Annotated in this window: 9 protein-coding genes; 7 read left to right on the top strand and 2 right to left on the bottom strand. The window is 36.0% G+C overall.

Annotation, left to right across the window (positions count from 1 at the left end; genetic code table 11):
* Positions 1-221: 221 nt before the first annotated feature.
* On the top strand, positions 222-1,649 hold the full coding sequence (locus tag PHP06_05070) for a M1 family metallopeptidase (GenBank protein ID MDD3839928.1): 1,428 nt from the start codon (positions 222-224) through the stop codon (positions 1,647-1,649).
* Here the strand turns inward: PHP06_05070 and PHP06_05065 are convergent.
* Positions 1,643-2,920, bottom strand: a complete 1,278-nt coding sequence (locus PHP06_05065; protein MDD3839927.1) for a hypothetical protein — start codon at positions 2,918-2,920, stop codon at positions 1,643-1,645. The genes PHP06_05070 and PHP06_05065 overlap by 7 nt on opposite strands.
* A 287-nt stretch (positions 2,921-3,207) precedes the next feature.
* Between PHP06_05065 and PHP06_05060 the strand changes: the two genes are divergently transcribed.
* From PHP06_05060 to PHP06_05035, 6 genes are all read left to right on the top strand, one after another.
* Positions 3,208-4,419 carry an ROK family transcriptional regulator gene (locus PHP06_05060; GenBank protein ID MDD3839926.1) on the top strand — a complete coding sequence of 404 codons (1,212 nt, stop codon included), beginning with the start codon at positions 3,208-3,210 and terminating at the stop codon, positions 4,417-4,419.
* Positions 4,420-4,510: 91 nt separating this feature from the next.
* A complete protein-coding gene (gguA, locus tag PHP06_05055) occupies positions 4,511-6,001 on the top strand; it encodes a sugar ABC transporter ATP-binding protein (protein ID MDD3839925.1) in 1,491 nt (496 codons plus the stop codon).
* A 17-nt stretch (positions 6,002-6,018) separates the two neighbouring features.
* Positions 6,019-7,005 (top strand): ABC transporter permease, encoded by a 987-nt coding sequence (locus tag PHP06_05050; protein MDD3839924.1) that lies wholly within the window; start codon positions 6,019-6,021, stop codon positions 7,003-7,005.
* A 55-nt stretch (positions 7,006-7,060) separates the two neighbouring features.
* Positions 7,061-8,092: a sugar-binding protein gene (locus PHP06_05045; GenBank protein ID MDD3839923.1), complete on the top strand. Its 1,032-nt coding sequence runs from the start codon at positions 7,061-7,063 to the stop codon at positions 8,090-8,092.
* Positions 8,093-8,217: 125 nt separating this feature from the next.
* Positions 8,218-9,216, top strand: a complete 999-nt coding sequence (locus PHP06_05040) for an ROK family protein (GenBank protein ID MDD3839922.1) — start codon at positions 8,218-8,220, stop codon at positions 9,214-9,216.
* Positions 9,182-10,183 (top strand): uroporphyrinogen decarboxylase family protein, encoded by a 1,002-nt coding sequence (locus PHP06_05035; protein MDD3839921.1) that lies wholly within the window; start codon positions 9,182-9,184, stop codon positions 10,181-10,183. Before PHP06_05040 ends, PHP06_05035 begins: the two co-directional genes overlap by 35 nt.
* A gap of 59 nt (positions 10,184-10,242) precedes the next feature.
* On the opposite strand, the gene PHP06_05030 is transcribed toward PHP06_05035, so the two are convergent.
* Positions 10,243-11,004, bottom strand: coding sequence for an ECF transporter S component (locus tag PHP06_05030; protein ID MDD3839920.1), 762 nt, complete (start codon positions 11,002-11,004; stop codon positions 10,243-10,245).
* Positions 11,005-11,116 lie beyond the last annotated feature (112 nt).

Raw genomic sequence — 11,116 nt, 5'->3', positions numbered from 1 at the left:
GTTTTGGACACGTTATTTTGTTTCGAAGTTTATTTATTTTAAGCTTCCTGCATAAATACTACCTAATATTGTATTTTAAACTTAATTATATATATATTCAATAAAAAAAATGAAATATCCTGCTGGCAAATATTTAATTATTATGATATTTTATAGAAAAGATGTTAGACTATAATATAAAAATCGACATTTAATTTTAAAATGGAAGGAACCACTGAAGAATGAGCAGTGTAAAAAGGGTATTAATAAAAATTATAATTTTACTAGTCATCATAAATATTTTTCTGCTGGTGTACATAGGGTGGGAATATAAGGATAGGTTATTTTTATCTGCCCATTTTGGTGGAGCAATAGATGATAAAGCAGGTTTATCCCAGTTGTTGAGCACGAGCAAAACAGAACAAAATGAAATTTTAAATTTATATAAAGGTGACTTTGATATTTTCCCCAGCGAATCCAGGTTGACAGGAGATTTACAAATCGTTTTTAAAAATAGATATGATATAAGTTTAAACCAAATAGTTCTTACGTTTTATCCTGATTGGTTAAACCCTCCTAGCAAAGGGTCGTATGTTAAAAAAATATCAACAGACGGGCAAGATATTTCTTTTAAAACCAGTGAGGGTATAATATATGTATCTTTAGAACAGCCATTGCAGCCAGGACAATCTATGATTTTAGATATCAAACTGGATATTAATCTGCCTGAGGATGAAGGAAGGATAGGCTGTAATAAACATGCTTTATGGATGGGTAATTGGATTCCATCTCTTGCCCCTATACGTGATGGGGAATGGGTCTATCATGAATTTAGAGACATCGGGGAACCTTTTTTTACAGAAATAGCATGGTATGAGTTTACAGTAAGAGCCCCTAAAGGTTACACTGTGGCTGCCACAGGCCAAAATCAGGGCAAACAAAAGCATATCTATAAGACAAAAGTATTAGCAAGAGATTTTGCATTATGGGCATCTAAACCATCTTTTACTTATTCTATAGAAACAAAGGATAAAAAGGCGATAAATCTATATTCATACAATCAGTTAAAGGATAATAAAAAAGTGCTTGATGCGGCTGCTAGAGCTTTAAATTACATGCAAAAACGGGTGGGTGATTACTGCTATGATGAACTTGATATAGTGGAAACCCAACTACATATGAGTGGCATGGAATATCCGGGAATGATTTTTATAGATAAAGATAGATTAGCCGATTGTTCTACAATCGATACATTGATAGCACATGAGGTAGCACACCAGTGGTTTTATAATGTAGTAGGGAATGACCAGTACAGTGAACCTTGGCTGGATGAAGCGTTTGCCACTTATATGGCGGATGAAATAATATATGGAGAATCTGTTAGAGATTCTGTTTCTCAAGCAATAGCAGATGATAAAAGACCGATTACCATCCCGATTCATGAGTTTAACACGGAAACAGAATATCGCAAGGTGATTTATTCTAAAGGGAAATATAAACTTCATCAATTAAAGCAGCTTTTAGGAGAAAAGGGGTTTTCTAAATTTTTAAAGACATACTACAATGAATTTAAGTTTAAAGAGGTAGATAATGAGCAGTTTTTCAACTTCATAGACAAAATTTTTGAAAAAAAAATCGGGGCTCAAGCCCGCGAATTATTTTCTCAATAATAGTAGGATCTTCTACGTTTTTTAGGTTTGTATATTAGCCTAGCTATAAAAAAGCCTAATATAAATCCTGAAAAAAGCACTGTTCCCGAACTGAATGTTTCCTCCTGTTTGTCTTGTTTTTTGTTAGTTTGGTTTTCAACTTGTTCAGTGTCACTGTCCTGTTCTTGATTTTTTGCTTTTTCTGTTATTGGTCTTTGGGTTTCCAGCCAATCATCAAATACCAAGTTAGGCTTGCTGGATTTACTTTCAGTTATCGAATCGATAAAAGCCTGGTAGTCATCAGCTTTTGCTGTATGCTCATATAGAGTTGATATATTGTATAAGATTTCATTATTTATAGTAGTTGAAAGGTCTTCAAAAAGTTCTGTTCCTTTGATCTGGTTATAGACATCGAGAGCTTTATCATATTCTAACAGATAATGATAGCCCTTTGCTAAAAAGTAATTTACCTCATTTTTAAATTCTGGCTGGGTGCCTTGGTTTAAGTAATCCTCGCAAAGCCGGATTGATTTTAAATAATTATTGTTTTTATATGAGTTTGCAATTTCAGAAAGCATTTTGTCCGATGTTTTGCTTTTTTCATTTAAGTAATTTACAGTCAGTACATCTGTAGGTTGAAAGAATATTTCAATATTCTGCTGAGGCTGTACATCCTTCATAGTCCATTCTAGCGTACCATCTTTTTGTATTGCTGTAGGTGCAGGGGATGGATCGGGATTAAAGATGTAAGGTTGATATTTATCAAATATTGCTTCTATTTTTATCTTGCCGATGGTTCCTTCCCATCCAGAAGAAGGTTTGAGTACGTATAATATCTGGTTAGAGAATGGGTCATAGGGATTATTTTGGCGGAGGAAACTTATTTTTATCATCTTAGTTTCACCCGGTTCAAATGTCAGATTCCAAGTAAACCAACCTATATAATCATCATGATCTGGTGATGGTTTTCTATATATGATTTTTTGAAATTGTCCATCAATAGATACCGAAAAATTAGAGATTTTGCCGTTATCGCTAGGATATCCTGCAATCAGTGTTACCCTTTTTTGTAAATCATTGTTTTTTAGGATATACAATGAATCAAACCCGGTGCTTTCAATATCCGGATATATTTTTGTTGTAACTGTAGTCAGGCTTATATCATCAGAAACAGTAGGATTTACTATTTTACCTTGCCTTTCAAGTGGAGCTAATCCTGCTTTGACAGGATTAAAACTTAAGAAAATCAATAATAAACATAAAATAGAACACACATAAAGCTTTGGCTTCAATTTTAATACCCCCTGAAATGATAAAAATAAAAATTTATTTATATAACAACAGATAAAGTTAGCTTTTTTAAAGGTTAGCATATCGTTCTAAAATTTAGTTTATCACAATGGAGTGCATGCTACAACAAAAGTATAAATTTAGAAATTGATAATTGCAAGGCTTACAGCTATTTCCTTTTTTTACACTTAAAAAAAAGGAAATAGCTACTATACGTAGAATATATACTTAAAGATACTTAATAAACTTAATAAACTTAAAGTTTACATTTCAAACTAGGAGATTTTAAATGTCATTTCAATCTGCAGCAAACCAACAATTAGTAAGAAAAACAAATCAAAATTTAATAATAGATGCGATGAGGGAAAGAGGGCCCATGTCCAGGGCGGATTTGTCCAAGATTTTGGATTTGAGTGCTCCTGCCGTTTCTGTCAATATAGAAAAACTTTTAGAACAGGGTATTCTTGTAGAAATAGGTAGGGGGGTATCCTGTGGAGGGAGAAAGCCTATATTGATAGAATTCAACTATGGATATGGGTATATAGTAGGTGTGGATTTGGCGAATCAAAAAATAAGAATAGGGATCGCAAATTTGGACTTAGAGATTGTGAGCGAGACAGTGCTAAACTATCCTGCTGATAGAGATATAAATAAGATAGTATCTTTGATTACTCAAAAAATTGATAGCATGTTAGAAAGAATTCCAGGACTTGATGAAAAAATTAAAGTTTTTGTAGTAGCTGTGCCAGGTGTGCCCGATAAAAAAACTGGTTACTTTATGATGGCTCCACAGTTGAAACATATAGAGAATGTATCTATAAAAGCACTATTTGAACAAAAATTCAACCGGCCTGTAATAGTTAAAAATGATATAAACACTGCTGCATTAGGCGAGTCGTGGTATGGTGCAGGTGTAGGTCGCAGAAACATGGTATATGTAAGCGTTGCGCAAGGGTTGGGTATAGGAGCGGGTATAATTATTGATGGCAAATTGCATGAAGGTTGCAATAATGCGGCAGGGGAGATAGGATTTTTGTGTATTGATAGAGAGGCCTTAAATGGCACATATACTGATACTGGATATTTTGAATCAAAAGCTTCCATTGATGCACTTATAAATAATATAAAGAACGAGATTAAAAAGGGGAGATATTGTTGTATAACAAGCATGGTGAAAGGAGATTTAGATAAGATTGACTTTGATATGGTGGTAAATGCTGTTGACCATGATAGCCTTTGCAGTGAACAGGTAATCAAAATGGCTAGGATAGTAGGAGTGGCTATATCTAATCTGATGTGTATTTTAGATACCGATATCATAATAATGGGAGGGGAAGCCTTGAGATTAGGGGATGTTTATATAAATGAGATTATCAAGGTTACAAAAAAGCTAGTCCCTATAAGGCCTAGAATAATAAAGGCTGAGTTAGGTCAAAAAGCAGGAATTTATGGTGCATTTGCAGTAGGCAGCGAATACATATTCAACAATATAATAAGTTAAATAAATAGAGGAGGGGAGATGAAACAGCAAAATAATTGTCGAAAAATATATAATATTGGAAATATTATGACCAAAAAAGGAGGTATTTAAGATGGAAGTTTCATATCTTCAGATGAAAGGTGTGACCAAGCAATTTCCTGGAGTATTAGCATTGGATAATGTTGATATATATATAAATCAGGGAGAGGTTCTGGGCTTGGTAGGAGAAAATGGTGCAGGCAAATCTACTCTTATGAAGATACTTACGGGTGTATATAAAAAGGATCAAGGAGAAATACTCGTAAACGGCAAAAAAGTGGATATTCAAAAGCCATTAGACGCACAAAAACTAGGGATAAGCATAATACACCAGGAATTAAATGTGTTATTGAACCTTGATATTGCAGAGAATATTTTTATAGGCAAAGAAAAACGCAACGGAATATTTGTGGATAAAACTGCCATGCATGCAGAAGCCAGAAAATTACTTGATATGGTCGGTTTAGATGTAGACACAACTACTCTCTTACAAGATCTATCAATAGGACAGAGGCAGATGGTGGAAGTTGCTAGGGCCTTGTCTTTTGATTCTAAGATAATAGTTATGGATGAGCCTACATCATCATTAACAGAGAGTGAGACCAAAATATTATTAGATATAATATTGAAGCTCAAATCTGAAGGTGTTGGAGTGGTGTTTATATCACATAGGTTAAATGAGATATTTCAAATATGCGATAGGGTTACGGTGATGAGGGACGGACAGATGGTAGGTAACTTAATAGGCCAAGATATAAGCGAGAAAAATGTTGTAGGTCTTATGGTAGGCAGAGAGATAAACAATATGTTTGAAAAAGAAGAGACTAACATAGGTGATGTAGTACTGGAAGTCAAACATTTAAGCACAAAAGGATTTTTAAAGGACATAAATTTTAAGCTGAGAAAAGGCGAGATATTAGGATTTGCTGGATTGGTAGGAGCGGGTCGTACTGAAGTGATGAGAGCTATATTTGGGGTGGATAAAAAAGAAGCAGGAGAGATATATGTAAGGGGTGAAAAAATAAATATTAATTCTGCTGAAGATGCAATAAGACACGGGATGGGATTTGTGCCGGAAGATAGAAAAGGGCAAGGATTGATATTGGGTATGACTGTGAAGGAAAATATAACTTTACCATATCTTGAAAGTATAAGCAGACATAAGTTTATAGATCAAGATGCAGAGGGAAAGATCGCAGAAGATTATGTAGATAAATTGGATATAAAGACACCTAGCATAGAACAAAAGGCGATGAATTTAAGCGGGGGCAATCAACAAAAGGTAGTTATCTCAAAATGGCTTGCTACAAATCCTGAAATTCTCATATTAGATGAACCAACTAGGGGCATAGATGTAGGTGCAAAGAAAGAGATACACAGACTGATGTCAAAGTTGGCCAAAACAGGGGTTGCAATAATAATGATATCATCAGAGATGCCTGAAATTTTAGGCATGAGTGACAGGATAATGGTGATGCATGAGGGATGTAAAAAAGGTGAATTGAGCAGACAAGAGGCTAGTCAAAACAAAATAATGCAGATGGCAATAGCTCAAAATCAATAAAGGGGAGGATGTATATCATGGATGTACAACTAAAGAAACAAAGGATAAACAATTCAAACAATGTCTTTAATAAGATCAGAAAGTCGCCTTCTTTAAACATTCTGATTATATTGATCATAATGTGCATAGGTATGACATTAGCATCTGATAAATTTTTAACTTTTGACAATCTTTTTTCGGTATCAAGGGCTTTTTCATATATAGCTATACTGGCATTAGGAGAATCACTAGTTATCATAACGGCGGGTATAGACCTTTCAATCGGTTCAATATTTGGTTTTGCAGGTGTAATAGCAACTTTGGGTATGGCCAGGTGGGGTATAGGTATTTTGGGTGGTGTACTTTTAGGTATATTGATTGGTATTATATTTGGGTTATTTAATGGTTTTTTGGTTACAAAGATAAAACTTCCTCCGTTTATAGCTACACTAGGGTCATTGAGTATAGCCAGAGGTCTTTGCTACGTATTCACCCGAGGTTATCCTATCACAAACTTGCCCAAAGCTTTTTTAAAACTTGGTCAAGGACATGTAGGTCCTGTCCCTGTGCCGGTGATAATAATGATAGGAGTAGCAATACTTGTACACATATTTCTCAATAAGACAGTTACAGGAAGACGTATATTTGCTATTGGAGGCAATATGGAAGCAGCAAGACTATCCGGTATAAATGTAGAGCGTCTGCTATTATTTGTTTATTCTATATGTGGGGCACTAGCGGCCTTTGCAGGGATTATTACTGCATCAAGGCTTGGTCTTGGGCAGCCTACGGCAGGTATAGGATATGAGTTGGATGCGGTAGCAGCTACTGTAATAGGAGGGGCTAGCTTGTCAGGCGGTTTTGCATCTGTTCCCGGTACTATATTCGGTGCTGCTATAATGGGAGTCTTAAGAAATGCACTCGTGTTGCTCAATGTCTCAGCATATTGGCAGCAGGTAGTTATAGGGACAGTGATTATTGTTGCAGTATCTGCTGATCAGCTGAGAAAAAATAGAAGCAATTAAAGGAAAGGAGGAAAGAGTTAATTTTTTGTTAACAAAAAATTAAGGAGGTTTTATCATGTTGAAAAAGATAGTGTCAATTTTGCTGATTTGTATGCTTGTATTGACATTTGCTGCTTGTGGTAATGATCAGGTAGATGGAGGGGAAAGCAGCACTGAAGCTGAAGACAAAACAGATGATAGCCAGAAAGATGATAGCTCATCTGAAGGGGGGGGCAGTAAGGACATAGTGATCGCTGTTGTACCTCAACAACTGGGCAACCCAGTTTTCCTAGATGCGAAGGACGGGGCAGAGGCAGCGGCAGAAGACTTAGGGATAATGTTAGAATGGGTTGCTCCGGTGAAAGCCGATGCACCTAGCCAGGTGGAAGTAGTGGAAGGATTGATAGAAAAAAAGGTAGATGGGATAGCTATAAGCTGTAACCATCCAGATGCACTTACAGATGTTTTAAAACAAGCTATAGATGCTGGCATAAAGGTTAGTACATTTGATGCTGACTCTCCGGATAGTGGCAGATACTTTTATGCAGGGACACAAAACTATGAAGCAGGTAAAATTTGTGGAGAAAAGATGGTGGAGTTGACAGGCGGAAAAGGAAGGGTAGCACAGCTTACCGGAATATTAGGTGCATTCGACCTAGAAGCCCGTATGGAAGGATTTAAAGACGCTATAGAAGGAAGCGACCTTGAGATAGTGACCACCCAAGCTTGTGAGGATGACTTGAATAAGGCAGTTGAACAGGTAGAGCAGTATACTGCTTCAGATGATGAACTTGATGCTTGGTTCTTTGTAGGTGGATGGCCATTCTTTGCACCTCCAGAATCATTAGGAAACCTGAAAGGGTGGAAAACAGAAGAAAAGGTCATAGTTACAATGGATGCATTCTATCCAATGCTCCAGTATTTTGATGAGGATATGGTGGATGTAGCGGTTGGACAGGATTTTTATCAGATGGGCTACAAGAGCGTTGAAAGTCTATTTAAATTGATAAACGGTGAAGAAGTAGAAGAATTTGTAGATACAGGTGTTGAAATTGTAACCCATGAAAACTACGAAGAAGTAAGGTCTACCAAAAAGCCTTGGGATTAAAATAAACTCCGGTAAGGGGATAACACTGTGTTATCCCCTTTGTTATGGAGCAGTATCAACACATATATCAGGTTCGTGTATACTTGGTGTTGCTTTTAAAATGATAAGACAGGAAGTGATATATTATGGGAGATCTATACATAGCTGTTGACTTGGGAGGCACAAACACTAGGGTGTTGATAGGGACACAACAGGGGGTAACAATAAAATCTATTACCACACCTACTAGGGTTGAATTGGACAGCGTTGACCTGCAGAAAGATATAATAAGTACAATAGAAAAAATGATGACTGGCTTAAGTCAACATTCATTCAGAGCTATAGGGATGGGTATTCCAGGGGTATATTATGATCAAAAGGTTTATCTTTGTGATAACATAAAAAACCTAGGCGTAGATATGATAAAGCAACACTTTAGCGATGAGTATAATGCACCTACTTTTATAATGAATGATGTAAAATGTGCAGCTTTAGGCGAGGTTTGGAAGGGTGCGGGCAAGGCTGTCAGAAATGGTGTTTATGTAAATCTAGGGACAGGGTCCAGTATAGCGGTGATAATAGATGAACGTGTTTACCTGGGAAATAATAATGCTGCAGGAGAAATAGGTTATATGCTGACTGATATTGATGATTTAGATCGATGGGAAAAAGGGATACCGCCCTTTGAGAACATGTTCAGTGGTATGGCGATAGGAAGGGATTTTAAAAGATTACTGCAAGAGGATAAAGATACTATTCTTATACAAAAGGTTGAAGGAAATATTGATAAGATAGATACCCAACTTGTTTTTTGGGGGTATAAGCAAAGAGATAGATTATGTATAGAGTTTATAAAGAGAAAAGCGAAATATTTAGCCATGGTTTTATCCAACATATCTACCATATTGAATCCTGAAGTTCTGATTTTAGGAGGAGGTATAGCAGATAATTTTGGTATCATAAAGGAAATTGTACATGAGTACATACATCAGACTGTTCCTTTTCCACCCAGAATGGTTAAAGCAGAGATGGGGGATATGTCAGGTCTTTTAGGTGCATTGAAGCTAGCAATTGATGGCTATTCAAAGAATAAAGAAGAGGGGGAAAAAAATGAATTCATACGAGAGAGTTATGAATGCCGTTAAATTTAAAGATGTAGATGTAATACCTGTATGTCCTTTTGTATTGGCCTTTGCAGCCAAGACAAGCGGAGTTTCATATTATTCCTATTGCACTGATTATACAAAGTTAGTAAAGGCCCAGCTGGATTGTGTTGAACAGTTCGGATATGACATTGTAACAGCTGATTCAGATGCATATAGAGAGGCACATGACTGTGGAGCAGTTATTGAGTATCCTGAAGACGACCTGCCTATTGAAAAAAAGGCTGCATTTAGGAATAAAAGAGATTTTCTGAATGCAGATATACCGGACCCTCTCAATGCTGAAAGGATGACAGATAAGATAAATGCTGTGAGAGAATTTAAAAGAAAGGTAGGTGGCCAGATTCCTGTCCAAGGTTGGGTAGAGGCACCTTTTCAAAGCGCATCTATTTTGAGAGGTTTAAATGATTTTATGATAGATATGTATGACGATGAGAAATTTGTAGAGCAGCTTTTAGAGTTTGCCTGTGAGATGGGAATAAGATTTGGGAAGGCACAGGTAAAAGCAGGTGCAGATATTATAGGGATAGGCGATGCTGTTGCTACCTTAGTGTCTTCGGATATGTATAGAAAGTTTGCTTTGCCATACGCAAAAAGACTGGTAAAGCAAATAAAAGATGCTGGGGCGATTGTTAAATACCATATTTGTGGGGACTCACAGCACTTCTTTAGAGAGCTCATGGATTTGGGTATAGATATATTGAATATAGATTCTAAAGTAGATTTAAAATTTGCAAAGGAATTATCCAGACAGAACAAAATTTGTATCAAGGGAAATGTGGACCCAGTAGCAATATTAAACGGGCATGTAGAGGAAATTAAAGGACTTGCAAAAAACTGTATAAGAATAGGGGGAACAGGTTATATTTTAAGTGCAGGTTGTGAAATTCCTAAAAACACACCTCCTATAAATTTCAAAGCTTTTGTTGATTCAAGACATGAATTGTGATAATTTATATATTATAAAGTTATAAAGCCCGAACGTAAATATCACGGTCGGGCTTTGTTTTAATTTAAATATTTACCTATAGGGGTTTTGCTCAGTGCAAATAGTATCACATATCCTATTATAGCTCCTGAAACAAACTGGATTATATTCCAAGGGATGCTGAATATTGATACTATGAAGTTACCAAACAATATACCTGATGCCATATAGTATGCGAATACCATCCATAATCCGGATACTGTCATGCCTAGGAGTTTGCTGGCCGAAAAAAGCTGTTTGTCAATTTTATGTAGAAATATAGAGAGAATTATGATAAATATAGGTATCAGTATGGATATCCAAAGCAGCTGGGATTGTAATTTTTGGCTCATATCTATCAATTGTTCTACACTGTTAGCCCCATCTACTTTACCTACCAGTACGGAAGGATTGGATGCAATAGTTTTATTTATCACTGTTCTTAAGGCATAGCTGAACACAAACCATAAACCTGCAACAATCGTTGCTGCAGTTACAGTATTTTTCTTTTTACCTCTTGCCAGATATCCGGCTATTCCCCCCATTATTCCTTTGATTATCAAGGTAGGAAGAGCCCATACAGCATAACCTCCTGCCAGGTCAGCCATAGCAGAGCCTAAACTTCCAGCTACTGCTCCATATTTCCAACCGAGAAGAATAGCCGATACAAAAATCATGCTATCCCCTCCATGTATATATCCTTGTGTAAAAGGAACCGGGATGCGTATACTAAAAGTAGCTACAAATACTAGTGCTATCATCAGGCCGCTCAAGGTTAGTTTTTTTGAATTATATTCATTCATTTTATCTTTAACCCCTTTCAAAAGTTTTAATATATATAGATAATATTTTACTTGTTGGTCTAATTTATAATATAATAAAAGTGTGACCATATTGATAGTGACAGTTTTGATA

This window comes from Clostridia bacterium, assembly GCA_028698525.1.
Classification (GTDB): Bacteria; Bacillota; Clostridia; order JAQVDB01; family JAQVDB01; genus JAQVDB01.
The sequence above is the reverse complement of the archived record's forward strand: the minus strand, read 5'-3'. Positions and strand labels throughout refer to the sequence as shown.